Origin of the sequence: Saccharopolyspora halophila, assembly GCF_039531955.1 — a bacterium.
GTDB classification, from domain to species: Bacteria; Actinomycetota; Actinomycetes; order Mycobacteriales; family Pseudonocardiaceae; genus Saccharopolyspora; species Saccharopolyspora halophila.
The window spans coordinates 1-19,610 of the sequence record NZ_BAAARA010000040.1 but is presented as its reverse complement, the minus strand read 5'-3'; the positions used below and the strand labels follow the sequence as shown (position 1 = coordinate 19,610).

The following is a 19,610-nucleotide window of genomic DNA, read 5'->3' as shown; positions in this document are numbered from 1 at the left end:
GTGCGGTATCCAGGCTTTTGATCCTGGATACCGCACCCCTCCCTTCTTTATATGCACGACCAAGTAGTGAACTCCAAGCTCGGGGGTGCGGCCCGAATACGGGTCGCACCCCTTTTTTTGTGCTTCCGGACGGTTTGTGAGCGCGTCGCCGACCGGTGCTCAGACTCGGCGGAAGGACGTCTCGTTGAGCACGTGGGGAAGTCCTTCGAGCTGAACGACGCCGAGTCGTTGAGTGGACCGGGTGAGGGCCACGTAGAGATCGTTGAACCCGCGGTCGGACCCCTCAACGATGGCTTCCGGATCGACGAGCACCACGGTGTCGAACTCGAGTCCCTTGGCTGCGTCCACGCTCAGCAGGACCACCGGTGATTCCAGGTCGTCCGGGCCGTTGCCGACCGCCGCGCTGGGCAGCGCCTCGGTGATCTCCGGCTCGATCTCGGCGAGCAGTTGCGCGGGCATCAGCACCGCGAGCCTGCCGTCGGCGACCTCGCCGAGCTCGGACCGGACCACCTCGGGCAGCGTGGAGACCAGCTTCGAGCGGTCGACTGCGCGCACCCACGGCTGATGGCCACTGGTCCGGACCGAGCGCGGTGGCTCCAGGTCCGTGTCCATCTCGGCGAGCACGTCGCTCGCGATGTCCATGATCTCGGCGGGGGTCCGGTAGTTCACCGTCAGCTCGGCGAGCTTCCAGCGGTCCTGGACGTACGGGGACAGCACCTCGTCCCAGGCGTCGGTGCCTGCCAGCGCACCGGTCTGGGCGACATCGCCGACCAGGGTCATCGAACGGCTCGGGCAACGACGCATGAGCACCCGCCAGGTCATTTCGGAGAGCTCCTGGGCCTCGTCGACGATCACGTGCCCGAAGGTCCAGGTGCGGTCTTCGGCGGCGCGCTCGGCGGCGGTCAGATCGCTGCGAGCCTGGAACCGCTCCGCCAGCAGCTCGGCGTCGAGAACGTCGGAGACGCGCAGCCGCTCCTCGTCGGCGATCTCCTCGTCCTGCTCCATGATGTGCAGGACGCCCTGGGCGTAGGCGAGCTCCTCGCGCTGCTGGCGTTCCTGCTCGGCGCGCTGCGCGGAGTCGTCCTCGCCGAGCTGCTCGGCGGCCTCGTCGAGCAGCGGTACGTCGGCCGGGGTCCACGGCGAACCGGGTGCGCGCAGCAGTTCATCGCGCTCATCGGCGTCGAGGACCTTGCGCGCGGCGGTGTGCAGCCGCTTCTCGTCGGTGAACAGCTCGTCGACGAGTTGCTGCGGGGTTACCTCCGGCCACAGCTGCTCGAGAGCGGCGTCCACGGCTTCGTCACCGCGCAGCTCGTTGTTGATGTCGTCGAGGTCGCGGCTGTCGAGCAGCTCCCTGCCGAGCCGGTCGGCCACCTGCAGGGTCAGCGCCTCGAACATCTCCCGGCGGAACACCTTGCGCGCCAGGTTGTGCGGCTTTCGGGTCCGGCGAGCGCGGGTGCGGGCGTGGGTCGCGTCCGCCTTGGTGATGCGCAGCGGTTCGCGATCGAAGCTGACTTCGACGTGGTCGCGCGGTACCTGCTGGCGGTCCTTGACCGCGTTGGTGAGCAGCTTGATCATCGACGAACGGCCCTTGATCTCGGCGGCTCGCGCGGATTCCTCGGCTGTGGCGGTGATTCCCGGGTACAGACCGCCCACGGTCGACAGCAGCACGCCGGTCTCGCCGAGCGAGGGGAGCACCTGGCCGATGTAGTGCAGGAAGGTCGGGTTCGGCCCGACCACCAGCACACCGCGCTTGGACAGCTGCTCGCGGAAGGTGTAGAGCAGGTAGGCCGCGCGGTGCAGCGCGACCGCGGTCTTGCCCGTGCCGGGACCGCCCTGCACGACCAGCACGCCGTTCATGCCCGCGCGGATGATCCGGTCCTGCTCGGCCTGGATGGTCGAGACGATGTCCTGCATCTGCCCGGTGCGCCGGGCGTCCAGGCGAGCGAGCAGCGTGGCTTCGCCGGCCAGTCCGAGGTCGCTGCCTTCCTCCGCTGCGTCGAGATCGAGGATCTCGTCCTCGTAGTCGAGGACCTTGCGCCAGCTGGTGCGCAGGTGCCTGCGGCGGCGCACGTCGTCCCGGGCGGCCGCGGTGGCCAGGTAGAACGGCCGGGCGGCAGGGGCGCGCCAGTCCAGCAGCAGCGGCTCGTACTCGTTCTCCTCGTCGAACAGACCGATCCGGCCGACGTGGAAGGTCTCGCCGCTGTCGAGGTCCAGCCGACCGAAGCACATGCCGTGCTCGACGGCGCTGAGCTGGGTCAGCCTGTCGGTGTACATCCGGGTGGAGATGTCGCGCTCGGTTTGCGCCTGCGGGGGCCCGCCGCTGTCGCGCAGCGTGTTCTTCAGCCGCTGGGTGGTCTCCTGCCGGAGATCGTCGAGCTTGGTGTACAGCACGTCGAGGTACTGCTGCTCGCTCGCGATCTCCTCGGCGCGGACGGCTTCCCGATCGACTCGGGCGTCGGACAAAATTCGCCACCTCGGTGCGAGAACAGGTTGGGCAGATCGGGCGATAGGCCCGACCCACCAATATACCGCGAGCGTGAAAGCGGGGCCGGACCTCGTTGGCCCGGCCCCGCTTTCACGCGACTGCGTCAGACGAAGACGGACAGCACCAGGATGGCTGCGAAGGAGACCAGCGAGAGCAGCGTCTCCATGGCGGTCCAGGTCTTGAGCGTCTGCCCCACGGACATGCCGAAGTACTCCTTGACCAGCCAGAATCCCGCGTCGTTGACGTGCGAGAGGATCAACGAGCCGGAGCCGATGGCCAGCGCGACCAGAGCGCCCTGCGCAGGCGGCAGCTCGGTGACCATCGGGGCGACCATGCCCGCCGCGGAGATGGTGGCCACGGTCGCCGAACCGGTGGCCACCCGGATGCCGACGGCGATCAGCCAGCCCAGGATCAGCGGGGAGAGGTTCGCGCCCGTGGCCAGGTCGGTGATCATCTCGTTCACGCCGGACTCGACCAGGGTCTCCTTGAAGCCGCCACCGGCGCCGACGATGAGGATGATGCCCGCGATCGCGGGCAGCGAGGAGCCGACCACGTCCGAGATCTTGTTGCGGGAGAACCGGGCGCCGGTGCCCAGCACGACGATCGCGATCAGGACGGTCAGCATCATCGCCACGACCGGCGTGCCGATGGTGTCCAGGATCGTGTAGCCGAGGGAGCCCTCGGTCAGCGTCAGGTCGGCGACCGACTTGCAGAGCATCAGCACGACCGGCAGCAGCAGCATCGCCACGGCCGCGAGGAAGCTCGGCCGGTGCTCGTGCTCCTCCTGGTCCGGGGTTTGGCCCAGCAGGTGCGTGGCGGGCGGCAGGTCGACGCGCTGGGAGATGTAGGAACCGAACAGCGGCCCGGCGATGATCGCGGTCGGGATGGCCACGACGATGCCCAGCGCCAGGGTCAGTCCGAGGTCGACGTGCAGGGCGTCGACGGCGGCCAGCGGGCCGGGGTGCGGCGGTACGAGCCCGTGCAGGATCGACAGGCCCGCCAGCGCGGGGATGCCGACCCGCAGCACGGGTTGCTCGGAGCGGGCGGCGACCATGACCACGACCGGGACCAGCAGGACGACGCCGACTTCGAAGAACATCGGCAGGCCGAGCAGCGAGGCGATGAACACCATTGCCCACGGCAGCGTCTTGCGAGTGGTGCGCCCCAGGACCGTCTCCACGACGCGCTCGGCACCACCGCTGTCGGTGAGCAGCTTGCCGAGCATCGCGCCGAGCGCGACCAGGAGGCCGACGTCACCGACCGTGCTGCCGAGGCCCTCGGTGAAGGTGTCGACCAGGTCGCCGAACGGCATGCCCGCCACGACGCCGAGCGTGGTGGCGCCGAGGGCGAGGGAGAGGAAGGGGTGCAGCTTCGCCCAGCTGATCAGGAGCACGATCACCGCGATGCCGGCGACCGCGGCGGTCAGCAGCCGCGCGTCGTGCGCGGACCACGTGGCGCTCTGGGCCAGGGCGAAGCCGTTGAGGCTGGAAAGCATTGGTTGGGGCTCCTCGTTGAGCAGCTGGTGCCCGAACAGCCTAAGCAATAAGTATGACTTTATCGGCTCATTGAACGATTAAGTATGACTGTTAACCCCATCACGCGGGTTGACGGCCTACTGTGTCCGGGCGCCGGGTGGATGCCCGGCGGGTTCCTCCAACGGCTGAAGGAGCGCGGATGGTCGGCGGTTTGCACGACAAGGTGCTGGAAGTGCTCGGTCTCGAGATCGCGGACGGCACGCATCCGCCCGGCAGCGTGCTCCGGATCGACGAGATGGAGGCCCGGTTCGGGATCTCGCGCAGCGTCGCCCGCGAGGTGGTGCGGACGCTGGCCTCGATCAGCCTGGTCGTGGGGCGCAAGCGGGTCGGCATCGTGGTGCGCCCGCGCGAGGAGTGGAACAGCTTCGACCCGACCCTGATCCGCTGGCGGCTCACCGCCGACCGCGCGGCCTCGCTCAAGACGCTGGCCGAGCTGCGCACCGCGGTCGAACCGGTGGCCGCGGGAGCGGCGGCCCGGCGCTGCGACGACGAGGCGGCGGGCCGGTTGGTCGCGCTGTCGGAGCGGCTGGTCGCCACCTCGCGGGCAGGTGACCTGGACGCCTTCATGGACGCCGACGTCGAGTTCCACCGGTTGATCCTGACCACGTCCGGCAACGAGATGTTCGCCCAGCTGCACGAGGTCGTCGAGGAGCTGCTCCGGTGGCGCGCGGGCCACGGCCTGATGCCCGTGCACCCGCGTCCGGTGGCGGTGCGCCTGCACTGCGAGATCGCCGAGTGCGTCCGCAGCGGGGACCGGGTCCGGGCCGAGGAGGCCATGCGCGAACTGGTCGCCGAAGCCTTCGAGGGAACGCTCTCGGGACTGGACGAACACGCCACCAAACTCCCCGACTAACCCCGCTGCACCTCCAACACGCCGCCCCACTGACCTCACCCAAAAGACCCCGAAAACCGACAAAAGCGGGACCCGGAATTCCCTGCAATTCCGGGTCCCGTTTTCGAGGGTTTTCGGGGGGTGGGGGACCGCGACGCCCCGGTTCGGGGGTGGACTCGGGACGTCGCGGTCGCCTGGGGGATCAGTAACCGATGTAGCTGCCGCCGGAGCGCAGACCCGCGATGCCGGGCACGTCCGACAGGGAGCCGTAGCGATCGATCGAGTACCGGGTGGCGGCGATGATGTTGTCCACCGGGTCGTAGATGTTCTGGTGGCCGGGCAGCGCGAAGGAGTCGAAGGTCGGCTGAATGGTCTGCATCAGGCCGATCGACGGCGTTCCGGCCGCGGCGTTGGAGTCCCAGTTGTTCGTGGCGGCCGGGTTGCCGTTGGACTCCTTCATGATGATCGTGCGGATCGCCTGCTGGTCGATCTGCTCGCGGGAAATGCCGTTGCGCTCCATGACCGTGACCGCCTCCTGGATCCAGGCGTCGATCTGATCCTTCGGCTTCTCGGCGTGCTTCTTCGGGGTGGCCTTCTCGGCGTGCTTCTCAGCAGCCGCCGGAGCTTGCTTGGGTGCGGGGGCTTGCTTGGGCGCCGGAGCTTGCTTGGGTGCGGGGGCCTGCTTGGGCGCCGGGGCTTGCTTGGGTGCGGGGGCCTGCTCGGGGGCCGGTGCGGGCTTGGCCGCCGGGGCCGGGTTCAGCGGAGCCACCATCGCGGCGTCGTGGAACTGCGGGGATTGCTGGACCGGCTCGGCGCCCTGGCCACCGCCGGCGGTGAACACGGCGAGCACGCCGAAGGCCGCTGCCGCGACGCCGACCTGCAGCGAACGGGTCTTCGGAGCGACTCGGAAGCCCTTGCCGGGCTCGCCGAGGAACGCGCTCTTGAGCCAGCTGCCGGCCTGCGGCACCGCCCTCTCCCAACGGTGCCGCCCGCCCTGGCGGGACTTGCTGTCGGGGGCGTTCGGGTCTGGGAAGTTCGTGTCGTCGGGGGTCACGAAAACCCAGACTCCGGCACGGAGAGTGTTGGTGCATGGTTGGAAATACGTAGACGACTACCTAGTTTCGTCCACCAGCATGGCGGGAAAGAAGATTTCGGCTACGCGCTGTGATGTTATCCCGGATGTTACGGGGTGGTGCTATCGGCTCCATCACTCGCGCGCTGGCCCGCGACCCAGCCCGCGATCTGCGTGCGGGACGAGAAGTCGAGCTTGGTCAGGATGTTCTGCACGTGCGCTTCGACCGTGCGCTGCGCGATGACCAGGTTCTCGGCGATCTCCTTGTTGGTGCTGCCCTGCGCCACCAGGTCGGCGATCTGCCGCTCCCGGCGGGTCAGCGGCATCGGGTGCACGTTCTCCTCGGGCTCGGCGCTGCGCGCCTGCTGCCGCTTGAGCTCGAGCGCGAAGTCGACGGCCTGGCTCAGCGACATCCGGCGCCCCTGCTCGTAGGAGTCCTCGAAGGCCGCATCACCGAGGTCGGCGCGGATCCGCAGCTCGCGCTCGTCGTGGGCGCCCGCGTAGCGCGCCCAGAACCCCGGGGCGATGCGCACCGCGTCCCACACCGTCGCCGCGGCGCCGAGCAGCTGGGCCGCGCGGTTGTGCCGTGCCTGCCGGTGCGCGATCCAGGCGAGGGTGTCCAGGCCGAAGGCGAGCCCGAGGCGGTTGTCCAGCTTGCGCTGCAGCCGCAGCGCCTCCTTGACCGAGACCTCGGCCCGGTCCGGTCGATCCCGGCCCATCTGCACCTGCGCGGTCGCCCACTGCGCGTACGAGCGCCAGTACAGCTCGCCGTGCTCGGTGCACAGCTGGATGCACTCGGACAGCAGCCGCAGCCCGGCTTCGTGGTCGCCGGTGAGTCCCTTGATCAGGCCCAGCGAGTGCAGCGACCAGAGCTCACCGGTGGCGACCCGGTGCGCGCGGAACTGCTCGAGCGCACCGGTGATCTGGTCGATGGCTCGCTGCGGATCGTTGGCGAAGAACGCGGCCAGGCCGCTGACCAGCGCCAGCTGCGCCTTCTCGATCTCGTCCCCGCGCTGGGCGGCCACCAGGGTGGCGCGTTCCAGTGTGGGCACGACCCGATCGATGTCGCCTTGCAGCAGGGCGAACCAGGCGCTGACCCGCAACGCTCGCACGCGTTCGGGCAGGTCGTGCGGCGTGCTTTCGAGGACCTCGTCCAGCCAGTGCCGGGCCTCGGCGTTCAACCCGCGGATGCCCCAGTAGACCCAGAGGTTGGTGACCAGCCGCAACGCCGTGTCGCCCAGATCGGGGGTGGAGGCGGCGAAGTGCAGCGCGCCGCGCAGATTGCCCTGGTCGGCGCGCAGGCGCTGCACCCAGGCGACCTGATCCGGGCCGAGCCACTGCTCGGAGAAGCGCGCGGCGATCTCGGCGTAGTGGGCGCAGTGCTTGCGGCGCAGGGCATCGGCCTCGCCGAAGGCCTCGAGGCGTTCCTGGCCGTATTCGCGCAGCGTGTGCGAGAGCCGGTACCGGACCTCGCCCGCCTCCTCCTCTCGCGTGAGCACCGACTTGTCCACCAGCGAGTGCACCGCGCGCAGCGCGTCGACCGAGGGCTGCCCGCCGCCGACGATGTGCTCGGCGGCGGTGAGGTCGAAGCTGCCGTGGAAGACCGACATCCTGGCCCAGGCGAGCCGGTCCTCCTCGGTGACGAGCTCGTAGCTCCAGTCGATCAGCGCCCGCAGCGTCCGCTGCCTCGGCGGTGCCCCGCGGCGGCCTTCGGTGAGCAGCTCGTAGCGCTCGGAGAGCCGTTCCTCCAGCTGCTGCAGCGACAGCGAGCGCAGCCGGACCGCGGCCAGCTCGATGGCCAGCGGATTGCCGTCGAGCTGGTGGCACAGCCGCATCAGCGCGGCGGCGTTGTCCTCGGTCACCTCGAACTCGGGCACCACCGCGTGGGCTCGGTCGACGAACAGGCGCACCGAGGCGAACTGCTCGTAGGACTCGGAGGGAGGCAGGTGCTCGGGATCGGGCACCTGCAGCGGCGGTACCACGATGGTGGACTCGCCGGCCACGCCCAGCGACTGCCTGCTCGTGGTCAGCACCCGAACTCCGGGGCACCAGCGCACCAGGGCGTCGATCAGCCGGGCGACGTCGTCCAGCACGTGCTCGCAGTTGTCCAGCACGAGCAGCATCTCGCGATTCTTGAGCTGCTCGACGAGGGCGTTCAGGCCGTTGCCCGAGGCACCGCCGAGGCCCAGCTGCTCGATGACGGCGTCGACGACCAGCGCGCCCTCGTCGAGCTCCTCCAGCTCGACGAACCAGGCCTTGTCCCGGAAGGTCTTGCGCATGTTGGAAGCCACGCGCACCGCCAGGCGGGTCTTGCCGACGCCGCCGGGTCCGGTCAGCGTCACAACGCGGGACTCGGCGAACAGTCGCTTGGTCAGGGTGATCTCACGGCGCCGGCCGACGAAGCTCGTCACGTCGGCCGGGAGGTTGCCCGCTGGCTCTCGCACACGGGCTCGAACGGTGGAGACCACCACCCGAGCTTAACCCGCATTTCGGAGCTCTGACCTGCGATCTTGGTTCAGCGGCCGGCTCGTCACGCGGTGGTGTGCGATTCGAAGATCAGGCGACTCCGCGTAGCCGCATGCGGCACTCGAACCGGGGTTGCGCGATGTCCCGGTGCCGGCGGTGGTGACAGTTTTGCCTAAAACTGTACGGACATTTCGGGCACGAACCCCCGTACAGTTTTAGGCAAAACTGTCACCTCCACGCTTCGGCGCCGCCCCGGCTCGGTGCGTGCGAGTGCATAGACTGCTTGCGTGCGATTCGAGGGCTTCGGTGACGCGGCGGTGGAGTTCTACGACGGTCTCCTCGCGGACAACTCCAAGGCCTACTGGAACGACAACCTCGCCATCTACCGCGAGCACGTGCGCGCCCCGATGGAGGCGTTGCTGGCCGAGCTGGAGCCGGAGTTCGGGCCCGGGTTCGGCAAGGGGAAGGTGTTCCGCCCGCACCGCGACGTGCGGTTCAGCCGGGACAAGTCGCCGTACAAGACGCACTGCGGTGCGGTGATCGAGCAGGGGCGCGGTGGTGGCGCCTATTACGTGGAGATCTCCGCCGAGGGAATGCTGGTCGCGGGTGGCTGCTACCACACCGAGTCCGACCAGCTGGCGCGCTTCCGGGCCGCGGTGGACACCGAGGTGCACGGGCAGCGGCTGCGCGAGCTGATCGACGAGCTGGACGCCGCGGGCTGGGAGATCGCCGGAAGCACGTTGCGCACCCGTCCGCGCGGGTTCGGTGCCGACCACCCGCGCCTGGACCTGCTGCGGCACCGCACGCTCTACGCGGCCCGCAGCTGGGAGCCCGACGAGGCGCTGCACGAGCGCTCGTGCATCGAGCGGGTCCGCGAGTCGTGGCTGGCGGTGCGCGAGCTCAACCACTGGTGCGCCGACCACATCGGCACCACCGAGAAGCGGCGCCGGTAGGCGGCTGACAGTTTTGGCTAAAACTGCCGCATGATCATGTCCGTTTTGCCCGGATAGTTTTAGGCAAAACTGTCAGGCAGCCGAGGAGGGCGCCTGCGCAGTCGACGAGGGCGTCCAGGGCCTCGCAGCTGCGGCCGAGGGGAAGCACGCCCTGGAGGATCTCTGAGAGGGCGGCGTAGGCGACCAGGGCGGGGAGGAGCCCGCGGCGGCGGAAGCCGGTGAGGGTACCGGTCGCGGCCAGGGTTGCGAACAACGCGAAGTGGATGACCTTGTCGGTGCCCGGAGGGGCTGCGGGGACCCCGCTGGCCGGGGTGAACAGGATCGCCCAACTGACCAGAAGGGACATCACGAACGGGATCCGGAGGAGATGCGTTCTGTAATGATCAAGCAAGAATATCCCCGATGAAGCATGAGATGCGTGGCTGAGTACTGCGCCCGAGGGTCGAGAGACTACGCTGACGTGATGTGAGTCGACGAGCCAAGATCGTTTGTACTATGGGCCCCGCCACCTCCAGTCCGGAGAAGATGGCCGAGCTCGTCAGCAGCGGAATGGACGTCGCCCGGCTGAACTTCAGCCATGGCAGCCACGCTGACCACCAGAAGGTCTACGAGATGGTCCGGAACGCGGCCAGGGAATCCGGCCGGGCCGTGGGCATCCTGGGGGACCTGCAGGGACCGAAGATCCGGCTCGGCAAGTTCGCCGAAGGACCGGTCGAGTGGGCTACCGGCGACGTCGTGCGTATCACGGTCGATGACGTGCAAGGCACGCACGACCGCGTTTCCACCACTTACAAGGGTCTTGCCAGTGATGCCAAGGCCGGCGACCGCCTTCTCGTCGATGACGGCAAGGTGGGGATGACCATCACCGCCGTCGAGGGAAACGACGTCGTGTGCGAGGTCACCGAAGGCGGTCCCGTATCCGACCACAAGGGAATCTCCCTTCCGGGCATGGACGTCTCCGTGCCCGCCATGTCCGAAAAGGACGTCGAGGACCTGGAGTTCGCGCTCGAGCTGGGCGTTGACTTCATCGCGCTGTCGTTCGTGCGCAGCCCGGCCGACATCGACCTGGTGCACCAGGTCATGGACCGGGTCGGCCGCCGGGTTCCGGTCATCGCGAAGCTGGAGAAGCCAGAGGCGGTGGACAACCTGGAGGCCATCGTGCTGGCCTTCGACGCCGTCATGGTCGCCCGCGGTGACCTCGGCGTTGAACTCCCGCTCGAGCACGTCCCGCTGGTGCAGAAGAAGGCCATCCGGATCGCGCGGGAGAACGCCAAGCCGGTCATCGTGGCCACCCAGATGCTGGACTCGATGATCGAGAACTCGCGCCCGACGCGCGCGGAGACCTCCGACGTGGCCAACGCGGTGCTCGACGGCACCGATGCGGTCATGCTCTCCGGCGAGACCAGCGTGGGCGCCTACCCGGTCGAGACGGTGCAGACCATGTCCCGCATCGTCGAAGCCGTCGAGGGCGGCTCGGCCGAGCCGCCGCCGCTGAGCCACGTTCCGCGCACCAAGCGAGGCGTGATCTCGTACGCGGCGCGCGACATCGGTGAGCGGCTCAACGCCAAGGCGCTGGTGGCCTTCACCCAGTCCGGAGACACCGTTCGCCGGCTGGCGCGGCTGCACACGCGGCTGCCGTTGCTGGCGTTCACCCCGGAGGAGTCGGTGCGCAGTCAGCTGGCTCTCACTTGGGGGACGGAGACCTTCCTGGTGCCTAAGGTGGACACAACGGACCAGATGGTGCGGCAGGTGGACCAGGCGATGTTGTCCCTGGGCCGGTCGCAGCGCGGCGACATGGTCGTCGTCGTCGCCGGTTCTCCTCCGGGCACGGTCGGGTCGACCAACCTCATCCGCGTGCACCGGCTCGGCGAGGAAGACCACGTCTGATCCACGCCTTCATCGGACGGGAGCGGCGGTCCGCGCCTCTCCCGTCCGGCACCCGGCTAGAGACAGCTAGGAGTTCGTCGTGACCGAAGCGGCCCGCGCCGCCGCAGCCGACCCGTCCGGATCCGACCTGGGAACGGGAGTTCCGATCGACGCAGCAGGAGCGCCGCACGGTCAGCCCGTGCTGGATCGGCTGGTAGCACTGCTCGATCTGGAGCGCATCGAGGAGAACATCTTCCGCGGCGTGAGTCCGGCGACCACCTCGGTGCGTGTCTTCGGCGGGCAGGTGGCGGGTCAGTCGCTGGTCGCCGCCGGCCGGACGGTTCCCGAGGAGCGGCGGGTGCACTCGCTGCACGCCTACTTCATCCGCCCCGGTGACCCGAGCGTCCCGATCGTCTACGAGGTCGACCGCACCCGCGACGGTCGTTCGTTCACCACTCGCCGCGTGGTGGCGGTGCAGCACGGGAAGACGATCTTCTCGCTGTCCGCGTCGTTCCAGATCGACGAGGATGGGCTCGACCACGCCGACGAGATGCCCGACGTGCCCGACCCGGAATCATTGCCGACCTTCGGCGAACGCGCGGGCGAGCTGCTGGCCGATCTCGGCCTGACCCAGCCGCGTCCGATCGACGTGCGGTACGTGACCGAGCCGCCGTGGGAGAGCCGGGAGAACGGCCCGCGCGCGGCCCGCAACCAGGTGTGGATGCGCGCCGACGGCGTGCTGCCGGACGACGACCTGCTGCACGTGTGCATCGCGGCGTTCGCCTCCGACATGACGCTGCTGGACGCGCCGCTGGCGCGGCACGGCGTCTACTGGGGACTGGACGACGTGGCGGGGGCCAGCCTGGACCACGCGATGTGGTTCCACCGGCGGTTCCGCGCCGACGACTGGTTGCTCTACGACTGCGCGTCGCCGAGCGCTTCCGGCGGGCGCGGCCTGGCGACCGGTCGCTTCTTCTCCCGTGACGGCCACTTGGTCGCCACGGTCGTCCAGGAAGGACTCCTGCGCGTCAACCGCTGAGCCATCGGCTCGTTCCCGGGCTCCTTTCCCGGTCGTGCGGCTCCCGGAACCCGGCGAATCCGGTCGGTTCCGGGAGCCTTCTGCATCGACCGCCCGGTCCTAGCGGCTGGAACGGTCGGCCTGCTTGCCCTGCTGCTCGGCCTCCTCGTCCGCTTCGAGCTCGGCCTGCTCGGCGCGGCGCTGTTCTTCGCGGTAGCCGTAGGCGGCCTGACGCACCGCCGCATCGGATTCCAGGCTGGAACCCAGGGCACCCGCCAGGATCGCCATCGAGGCGACCATCCACGCGAGCCTGAAGTAGGTCGTCCAGTTCACCGGGTGCATCAGCGTGCTCTCCAGGATCATGCTGTCGAGCAGCGTTACCCCGGCGACCAGGCACACCAGGTAGACCACCAGGTACAGCAGGCTCACCCCGACGCTCAGGGTGGTCACCGTGGAGGCGTTGTAGAGCAGCGCTAGGCGCCGGTCCCGGACCGCGCGGCGGCCGACCCGTTCCCACAGCCCGTGCGCCGTGATCAGCCACCCGGTCATGAGTCCGATCGCGAACAGCATCGTGCCCAGCGCCCGCAGCGGTCCGAGCACATCTCCGATCTGCCAGACCGTGGAGGTGAAGATCCCGAAACCCGCCGCGGCCAGCGCCGCCGCCAGCGCGCTGGAGAGCCCCCACATCAGGGTCCACGGCCGGTTGCCGCGCACCATCCCGGTCATCAGCCGCACGCCGCCGCGCCTGTTCGTGGTCATGTAGCGCACGTCGACCGAATCGTCGTGCGTGGAGCGGACGAACGGTTTGCTGATGTCGGGCACGGAACTGCCGAGCAGGTCGGTCAGGATCCAGACCATCACCCGGTACGTGCGTCGACGGGGCAACAGCGCGCCCAGCATCGGCAGCGACATCAGCCCGACGCCGCGCTCGGTGCTGACGTCGGCGAGCAGGATGCCCTTTCGCAGCAGCAGCGGTAGGTCGGTCACGCAGATCGCGAAGCGCCAGTCGTTGCGCTCGCGGTGCTTGGCGACGGCGCGCAGGATCTGGTCGCTGTCCGGGTGTCCCGCGGTCACCGGGTCGGAGACGACCTCGACGGCCCATTGCTCGCCGGTCTCCTCCTCGAGCCAATCCACCACGCGTTGCGCCGTTTCGTTGGCGCTCTGCGTGGGCATATCGGGGTCGGTGACCAGACCGAGAACATGATCGGGCTTGCGTTCCTCGTCGCCGTGCCGGGTCGTGCTCGCCATGCTGGCACCCTCCAACGGATGATTAGCCACATCAACTAGCCGCGCCGACGTCTCTTCGGCCGCAGGTGTTTCGGCGGGGTCAGCGCTCGGGTGTGCAGCTGTTCGAGGACGATCGAGCTGGTGAAGTTGCGGACCTCGGTGCGGGCCGCGAGCTTGTCTACCAGGAACTCCTGCAGGTGCGTCGTGTCGGCGACTGCCACGTGTACCAGGAAGTCGGCTTGCCCGCTGACGTGCAGCACCGACCGGGTCTCGGGCTGGGCCATCACGAACTCGCGGAACTGGTCGACGACCTGCCGGGTGTGCGGTCGCACGTTGACCGCCACCACCGCCTCCAGGGAGAGGCCGGTCGCCGCCGGATCGACGTCGATGTGCGAGCCGGTGATCACGCCCAGGTCCTTGAGCCGCCGCACCCGCTGCAGGCAGCTGGACGGGGCCAGGCCGACGCGCTCGGCCAGCGTCCGGTTCGGCAACGTGGCGTCGTTCTGCAATTCCTCGAGAATCCACCAATCAACCGAATCCAGTTCTACGGATTCCGCCATAACCGAACATGCTACGTAGCTGCTCGCGAGATGGCGAACGAGACGCGGAAGGTGTGCGCGTTCCCCGTTTTCTTGATCTCTGCTGTGAAGGAGCCGACGTTGCACATCGCCTGGGGGTCGTTCCTGCTGGCACTACTGGTGATCGTCCTGGTGCCCGGGCCGGACTTCGTCATGGTCACCCGCAGCGCCGCCAACGGCAGGAAGTACGGCTGGCTGGCGGCAGCGGGCATCGTCTGCGGCCTGTGCCTGCACGCCACGGCGGCGAGCCTGGGACTGTCCGCGCTGGTGGTGGCCGTGCCCGCGGCGCTGTTCGTGGTCAAGGCGCTCGGCGTGGCCTACCTGGTGTGGATGGGCCTGCAGGTGCTGCGCAAGTCGGGCAAGGCGCCTTCCGGCGGCGAAGAGCCGAACGCGCCGCTGTCGGGGCGTTCGGTGTTCGTGCGCGCGCTGCTGACCGATCTGCTCAACCCCAAGGTGATGCTGACGTTCCTGACGCTGCTCCCGCAGGCGATGGACCCGGCGGCCGCTCCGATGCCGCAGGCCGTGCTGCTCAGCGGTGTTGCGGTCGGGGCGTTCGCGGCGTGGTGGCTGGTCGTGGTGCCCTCGGTCGGCAAGCTCGCCGAACTGCTCGCCTCGCCACGCCGCCAGAAGGTCTTCGAGCGCTGCTGCGGCACGGCACTGCTGGCCATGGCCACCTCGATCGCCGTCGGCTGATCAGTTCGCGCGAGTTCCACCCGCTGCCCTCGATCGTCCACTAGGCTCCCCGATCCCGGAGTTGAGGAGCTGCTCCAGGTATCCGGTTGCTCGGCGGTGCCGGTGTCTGGCGTGACAGTTTTGCCTAAAACTGTGCGGACATCTCGGGCGCCGAGGGCGCACAGTTTTAGGCAAAACTGTCACCACGCCTGAGGCAGTGCTCCGCCGCGCTTTCGCAGGGCAGGGGGACGTGGTGCGCAGACGGTTGGCATTGGTGCTGGGCCTGGTGGTGGCGATTCCGCTCGCCGTGGTGACGCCCTCGGGCGCTGCGCCCACCGGGCGGGACGCGCTGAAGGCCGATCTCGACGAGATCCTGGCCGATCCCCGGCTGGACGGGGCGCAGGCCGGTGTCGTGGTCCGCGATCCGCGCACCGACGAGATCCTCTACAGCAGGCAACCCGGCTACCGGGCCCAGCCCGCGTCCAACGCGAAGCTGTTCACCGCCGCCGCGGCGCTGCAAGCGCTGGGCCCGGACTACCGGTTCCGCACCGAGGTGCTCACCGACGGCGAGCGGCGCGGCCCGTTGCTGCACGGTGACCTGTACCTGCGCGGCACCGGTGACCCGACGATGCTGGCCGCCGACTACGACCGGCTCGCCGCGCGGATCGCCGAATCCGGGATCCGCGCGGTGCGCGGCGAGCTGCTAGCCGACGACACCGCCTTCGACGACGTGCCGCTGGGAACCGGCTGGGCCTGGGACGACGAGCCGTACTACTACTCGGCGCCGGTCTCGGCGCTCAACGCCGCGCCGGACGCCGACTACGACGCGGGCTCGGCGATCGTGCGGGTGGCCCCGACCGCGCCCGGCCGGACGGCCTACGTACGGCTCGACCCGGGCACCGACGTGCTCGAGATCGACAACCGGGTCACCACCACGGCGGGCGGCGAGCCTAACGTGACGGTCGAGCGGGAACACCGCAGCGGGCGCGTCCTGGTCACCGGCAGCATTCCGGAGGGCGCCGGTGCGGTGCGCGAATGGGTGGCGGTTCCGGACGGGACCGGGTACGCCACCGACTTGTTCAGCCGCGCCCTGGCCGCGCACGGCGTGACCGTGCGGGGCACCGGCGAGCGCCCGACGCCTTCCGGGGCGCAGGTTCTTGCCGCGCACGAGTCGATGCCGTTGCGCGAACTGCTGGTGCCCTTCCTCAAGCTCAGCAACAACGGCCATGCCGAGGTGCTGGTCAAGGCCATGGGCCGGGAGGAGGCGGGCGCGGGAAGCTGGGAGGCCGGGACCGGTGTGCTCGCCGAGCAGCTGACCGGGCTCGGGGTGGACCCGGCCGCGCTGCGGCTGGTCGACGGCTCCGGTCTGTCCAGGATGGACAGCGTGCGGCCCGAGCAGCTCACCGCCCTGCTCGACGAGGCGGCGGGCATGCCCTGGTTCCAGGACTTCCGCAACGCCCTTCCGGTCGCGGGCGCCGCGGACCGGATGGTCGGTGGAACGCTGCGCAACCGGATGCGCGATACGGCGGCCGAGGGCAACGTGCGCGCCAAGACCGGTTCGATGACCGGCGTGACCGCGCTGTCCGGCTACGTCACCGCCGCCGACGGCCGCGGACTGGTGTTCTCCGCGGTGCTCAACGACCACCTCTCCGCGGCGCCGCGCGACATCGGGGACGCGATCGCGGTCCGGCTCGCCGAGTACGACGGCGCCGCCGACCGCACCGGCGGGCACCGGGTGCCGGAACGGCGCAGCAGACTCGATGATCCGCGCACCGCGGTCGACGAGAGGGATCTGGAGTGCTCGTGGGTCAAGGCTTGCTAGTCGTGGCTCACCCGGTAGCGTGATGGAACCGCAGCGCCCGATTCCGCCGAGGAGCCTCACCCGTGACGTTCATCAGCGATATCCTGGCCGCGATCGCCGGGCTGCCGCGGCCGCTGCTGGTGCTGGTCACCGGCGCCCTGGTGCTCGCCGAGTGCACCATCGGCCTGGGTTTCCTGGTGCCGGGGGAGAGCGGGTTGCTGCTGGCCTCGGCGGCGGTCACCGACCTCGGGTTCTTCTGCACGCTGGCGGGCGCGGTCGCGGTCTGCGCGGCGCTGGGAGACAACATCGGCTACTGGCTCGGCCGCCGGTACCGGCTGAAGATGCGCGAGACCAAGGTGGTGCGCAAGCTCGGCACGCACCACTGGGACCGCGCGAGCAGGCTGCTGTGCAGGTGGGGGATGGGTGCCGTCCTGGTGGCACGCTTCCTGCCGGTGGTGCGGACCCTGATGCCCGCCGCCGCGGGGGCGAGCGGCATGTCCTACCCGAGGTTCTTCGCGGCCTCGTTCGTCGGAGCCACCGCCTGGTCGGGCACCCATGTAGGCATCGGCTGGGCAGCGGGTGCGTCGGCGAAGTACGTCGAGACGATGCTGGGGCGCGCGAGCTGGCTGGTGGTGGGCACGCTGGTGCTGGCAGGCGTGGGCACGTGGTGGTGGCGCCGTCGGCGGATGCAGCGGAGGGCGGCCGGAGTCGAGGAAGCCCCGGTCGAGGAACCCGCGCACGAGCTCGGCGTCTGACCAGCTCCGGCGGTCGGTCGGCTCGGCGCCCGCGCGGGGAACGCTCGAGCGGGGTCGCGGACAGGCGATCCCGTCCTCGATGGCGGGCAGCTCGCCGGTGGGGCGCCGGGAGACTTCCGGCTGCGCTCGGCCTTCCGGTCCACCGGTCGGCAGGCGCCTCCCGCGGAGCGCGACGTCTCGACACCGAGGTGCAGCCGCCACGACGCGGACGGCGATCGGTTCCGCTCCCGCCCGGTCGGGGCTCGGTGACGGGTTGACTTCGACCTTACTCGAACAACGAGGGTTGTCCGGTGTCGAGCTCATCCGCACCGAACCCCGAGGAGCACTCCATGTCCCAACACGCCGACCTCAGAACCGAATCGGCGCCACCGCAGGTCACCGGACGCATCGCGAACGTCGTCCTGTGGGTCGTTCAGGTGCTGCTGGCAGCGGCATTCCTGTTCGCCGCAGGAGCCAAGTTCGCGGGCGATCCGGCCGTGGTCGCCACCTTCGACGCCATCGGCGCCGGTGCGTGGTTGCTGTACCTGGTGGCCGTTCTCGAAGCTCTCGGCGCGATCGCGCTGCTGATCCCCCGGCTGGCCGGGCTCGCGGGGGCGGCATTCGTCGCGCTGATGATCGGTGCCCTGGTCACCCACCTCGTCGTGCTCGGCGAGGGGACGCTCGGCGTGCTCCCGATCCTGGTGCTTTCGGCCCTGGTCGCGTGGGGGAGGCGGCGCAGCATCGGTGAGCTGGCGCGCTCCCTCCGGTAGGCTGCGGGCTCGCCGCTCCGGACTCTCGCCGCCGACGGGTTCGCATGGGCGCGCCCGTCGGCGGTCCGGCGCGCGCAGCGGTCGGCGCCGGTGGCGTGGTCGCCGCAGCGCCTCGACCGCTAGCGCAGGTGGCAGGAGATCCGGACTCCGGCCTTGCTGCGGGTCCGCGGAGCGGAGACCTTCGGACGAGGGGCCGAGCGGGTCCGGGTCCGTCGGCCACGAAGCAATTCGGTGCGCCGGACATCCGACGGATCGTGATCGGACGTCCTACGAGTGGCGCCGCAGCGACTCTCATTCATGGTTCTGGACTCTAACCGATGTCACATGCGCTTTCCAGCGGTTCCGCGATCCAGGCCGGGTCGGCCGTGCCGAACGATCGCTCGCGCTGGGTCGTCCGCCGCGGCAACTCGATCAGCGGACTGCACGCGATCTCATCGATGTGACTATGCTCGAACGCATGCCACAAGCCGATGCGGCGGGCGTCGTCCCCGCGACCGCGCCCGACGCCGAGTTCGTCGACTACCTGGAGCGGCACCTGGCTGTGCGCGGCTGGACGGTGCACGACTTCTGCGAGCACAGCGGGCTCAAGCCCAGCGTGGTGTTCCGCTGGCGCAAGGGGTACCGGCCGGACATCGGAAACGCTCGGATCATGGCCGGGGCGCTGGGCGTTCCGCTGCTGGAGGTGCTGGTCAAGGCGGGAAGGCTGACCGCGGAGGAGGCGGGCGCCGAGGTGCGCGTCGAACCCGAGCTCGCCGGGGTGCCCACCTCGGTGCTGCTGCGCGAGATCACCGCCCGGGTCGAGCGGCTGGAGAGCGCCGAGACCGCGCTCTGACGGGTTTGTCCGCATCCGGTGCCGACCTGCGGTGAATTTCCCGACACATTCCGTCCGGTTGGGCAGGAACCGGGGTGACAAACCACCGCGGGTGGAGTGCACTCTGGGGAGGATCGGAGGAAGAGGTGACACCATGCGCCGGACAGGGAACGTGCGCTCCCCCGCGGCAGTGGCCATCGACGCTCCGCGCACGGGGGAACGGATCCACCTGGCGGTCGAGAGCTCGGCGGGTGAGACGTATCTGATCGCCTTCGTCGACAGTCCCAGGGACAGCTCCTGCGAGCCCTGCGAGCTCTCCGCCGCCGAAGCCCGCGAGCTCGCCCGCGCCCTCCAGGAGCTGTTGCGGGCCGAAACCGGGCAGGCCTCCTTCGCGACCTCGCGCACCGATCAGCAGGTCAACCTCGCCATCGAGACCGACGGCACGGAGTGCTACCTGATCACCTGGCTGGGCCGCACCACCAGCGACGGGGGATACGAGCCCAGCGAGCTGCGCCCCAAGGAGGCCCATCAGCTGGTCCGCGCGCTCGAGCAGCTGGCCGACGCGGCCGAACACCCCAGCAAGACGACGACGTCGTACTGAGCCGATCCGTGCGCCAAGCACCCGGATGCACGACTGCTCCCCGGGATCGATCCCGGGGAGCAGTCGTGTGGTCGGGCCGTCAGCGGGCTCAGATGTTCGGGTAGAGCGGGTGCTTGGTGGCGAGGGCTTCCACGCGGGCGCGGAGCCTGGTGCTGGTGGTCTCGTCGAAGCCGGGTTTGAGGGCTTCGG

17 protein-coding genes are annotated in these 19,610 nt (G+C 69.6%); 10 read left to right on the top strand and 7 right to left on the bottom strand.

Going from position 1 to position 19,610, the window contains the following annotated elements:
• Positions 1–159: 159 nt before the first annotated feature.
• On the bottom strand, positions 160–2,463 hold the full coding sequence (locus tag ABD289_RS25310; protein WP_344138236.1) for a HelD family protein: 2,304 nt from the start codon (positions 2,461–2,463) through the stop codon (positions 160–162).
• Positions 2,464–2,588: 125 nt separating this feature from the next.
• A complete protein-coding gene (locus tag ABD289_RS25305; RefSeq protein WP_344138233.1) occupies positions 2,589–3,980 on the bottom strand; it encodes a GntT/GntP/DsdX family permease in 1,392 nt (463 codons plus the stop codon).
• Between the two features lie 179 nt (positions 3,981–4,159).
• Between ABD289_RS25305 and ABD289_RS25300 the strand changes: the two genes are divergently transcribed.
• On the top strand, positions 4,160–4,873 hold the full coding sequence (locus tag ABD289_RS25300) for a FadR/GntR family transcriptional regulator (RefSeq protein ID WP_344138230.1): 714 nt from the start codon (positions 4,160–4,162) through the stop codon (positions 4,871–4,873).
• Positions 4,874–5,054: 181 nt separating this feature from the next.
• Here ABD289_RS25300 and ABD289_RS25295 read toward each other — a convergent pair whose 3' ends face one another.
• Positions 5,055–5,906 carry a transglycosylase SLT domain-containing protein gene (locus ABD289_RS25295; RefSeq protein WP_344138227.1) on the bottom strand — a complete coding sequence of 284 codons (852 nt, stop codon included), beginning with the start codon at positions 5,904–5,906 and terminating at the stop codon, positions 5,055–5,057.
• A gap of 128 nt (positions 5,907–6,034) precedes the next feature.
• On the bottom strand, positions 6,035–8,368 hold the full coding sequence (locus ABD289_RS25290) for an ATP-binding protein (RefSeq protein WP_344138224.1): 2,334 nt from the start codon (positions 8,366–8,368) through the stop codon (positions 6,035–6,037).
• A gap of 309 nt (positions 8,369–8,677) precedes the next feature.
• Here ABD289_RS25290 and ABD289_RS25285 point away from each other — a divergent pair, with 309 nt between their 5' ends.
• Positions 8,678–9,343 (top strand): DUF2461 domain-containing protein, encoded by a 666-nt coding sequence (locus ABD289_RS25285; RefSeq protein ID WP_344138221.1) that lies wholly within the window; start codon positions 8,678–8,680, stop codon positions 9,341–9,343.
• Positions 9,344–9,377: 34 nt separating this feature from the next.
• On the opposite strand, the gene ABD289_RS25280 is transcribed toward ABD289_RS25285, so the two are convergent.
• A complete protein-coding gene (locus ABD289_RS25280) occupies positions 9,378–9,689 on the bottom strand; it encodes a VanZ family protein (RefSeq protein WP_344138219.1) in 312 nt (103 codons plus the stop codon).
• Positions 9,690–9,808: 119 nt separating this feature from the next.
• Between ABD289_RS25280 and pyk the strand changes: the two genes are divergently transcribed.
• Both pyk and tesB read left to right on the top strand, forming a co-directional pair.
• On the top strand, positions 9,809–11,230 hold the full coding sequence (gene pyk / locus ABD289_RS25275; RefSeq protein WP_344138216.1) for a pyruvate kinase: 1,422 nt from the start codon (positions 9,809–9,811) through the stop codon (positions 11,228–11,230).
• Positions 11,231–11,309: 79 nt separating this feature from the next.
• The gene (tesB, locus tag ABD289_RS25270) at positions 11,310–12,248 is read left to right on the top strand and encodes an acyl-CoA thioesterase II (RefSeq protein WP_344138213.1); all 939 of its coding nucleotides are present in this window, start codon (positions 11,310–11,312) and stop codon (positions 12,246–12,248) included.
• Positions 12,249–12,347: 99 nt separating this feature from the next.
• On the opposite strand, the gene ABD289_RS25265 is transcribed toward tesB, so the two are convergent.
• The gene (locus ABD289_RS25265) at positions 12,348–13,475 is read right to left on the bottom strand and encodes a 5,10-methylene-tetrahydrofolate dehydrogenase (protein WP_344138210.1); all 1,128 of its coding nucleotides are present in this window, start codon (positions 13,473–13,475) and stop codon (positions 12,348–12,350) included.
• 35 nt (positions 13,476–13,510) lie between these two features.
• Positions 13,511–14,014 (bottom strand): Lrp/AsnC family transcriptional regulator, encoded by a 504-nt coding sequence (locus tag ABD289_RS25260; protein ID WP_344138206.1) that lies wholly within the window; start codon positions 14,012–14,014, stop codon positions 13,511–13,513.
• Positions 14,015–14,113: 99 nt separating this feature from the next.
• On the opposite strand from ABD289_RS25260, the gene ABD289_RS25255 reads away from it, so the two are divergent.
• The 6 genes from ABD289_RS25255 (at position 14,114) to ABD289_RS25230 (ending at position 19,421) form a co-directional block, all read left to right on the top strand.
• Positions 14,114–14,725 carry a LysE family translocator gene (locus ABD289_RS25255; RefSeq protein ID WP_344138203.1) on the top strand — a complete coding sequence of 204 codons (612 nt, stop codon included), beginning with the start codon at positions 14,114–14,116 and terminating at the stop codon, positions 14,723–14,725.
• A 229-nt stretch (positions 14,726–14,954) separates the two neighbouring features.
• Complete coding sequence (gene dacB, locus ABD289_RS25250) at positions 14,955–16,526, top strand: D-alanyl-D-alanine carboxypeptidase/D-alanyl-D-alanine endopeptidase (protein ID WP_344138200.1); 1,572 nt, start codon at positions 14,955–14,957, stop codon at positions 16,524–16,526.
• Positions 16,527–16,588: 62 nt separating this feature from the next.
• Positions 16,589–17,260 (top strand): DedA family protein, encoded by a 672-nt coding sequence (locus ABD289_RS25245; protein WP_344138197.1) that lies wholly within the window; start codon positions 16,589–16,591, stop codon positions 17,258–17,260.
• Between the two features lie 329 nt (positions 17,261–17,589).
• Positions 17,590–18,009, top strand: coding sequence for a DoxX family protein (locus ABD289_RS25240; RefSeq protein ID WP_344138194.1), 420 nt, complete (start codon positions 17,590–17,592; stop codon positions 18,007–18,009).
• A 457-nt stretch (positions 18,010–18,466) separates the two neighbouring features.
• Entirely contained in the window at positions 18,467–18,841 is a 375-nt protein-coding gene (locus ABD289_RS25235) for a helix-turn-helix domain-containing protein (protein WP_344138191.1), read from the top strand.
• A 133-nt stretch (positions 18,842–18,974) separates the two neighbouring features.
• A complete protein-coding gene (locus tag ABD289_RS25230; protein ID WP_344138188.1) occupies positions 18,975–19,421 on the top strand; it encodes a hypothetical protein in 447 nt (148 codons plus the stop codon).
• The last annotated feature ends 189 nt before the right edge of the window (positions 19,422–19,610 follow it).

Bases quoted from the DNA above. Each gene is read 5' to 3' on its own strand.
- ABD289_RS25230 (WP_344138188.1), top strand. From the start codon at position 18,975: ATGCGCCGGACAGGGAACGTGCGCTCCCCCGCGGCAGTGGCCATCGAC.
- ABD289_RS25280 (WP_344138219.1), bottom strand. From the start codon at position 9,689: ATGTCCCTTCTGGTCAGTTGGGCGATCCTGTTCACCCCGGCCAGCGGG.
- ABD289_RS25260 (WP_344138206.1), bottom strand. From the start codon at position 14,014: ATGGCGGAATCCGTAGAACTGGATTCGGTTGATTGGTGGATTCTCGAG.
- ABD289_RS25235 (WP_344138191.1), top strand. From the start codon at position 18,467: ATGCCACAAGCCGATGCGGCGGGCGTCGTCCCCGCGACCGCGCCCGAC.
- ABD289_RS25305 (WP_344138233.1), bottom strand. From the start codon at position 3,980: ATGCTTTCCAGCCTCAACGGCTTCGCCCTGGCCCAGAGCGCCACGTGG.
- ABD289_RS25265 (WP_344138210.1), bottom strand. From the start codon at position 13,475: ATGGCGAGCACGACCCGGCACGGCGACGAGGAACGCAAGCCCGATCAT.
- ABD289_RS25240 (WP_344138194.1), top strand. From the start codon at position 17,590: ATGTCCCAACACGCCGACCTCAGAACCGAATCGGCGCCACCGCAGGTC.
- ABD289_RS25300 (WP_344138230.1), top strand. From the start codon at position 4,160: ATGGTCGGCGGTTTGCACGACAAGGTGCTGGAAGTGCTCGGTCTCGAG.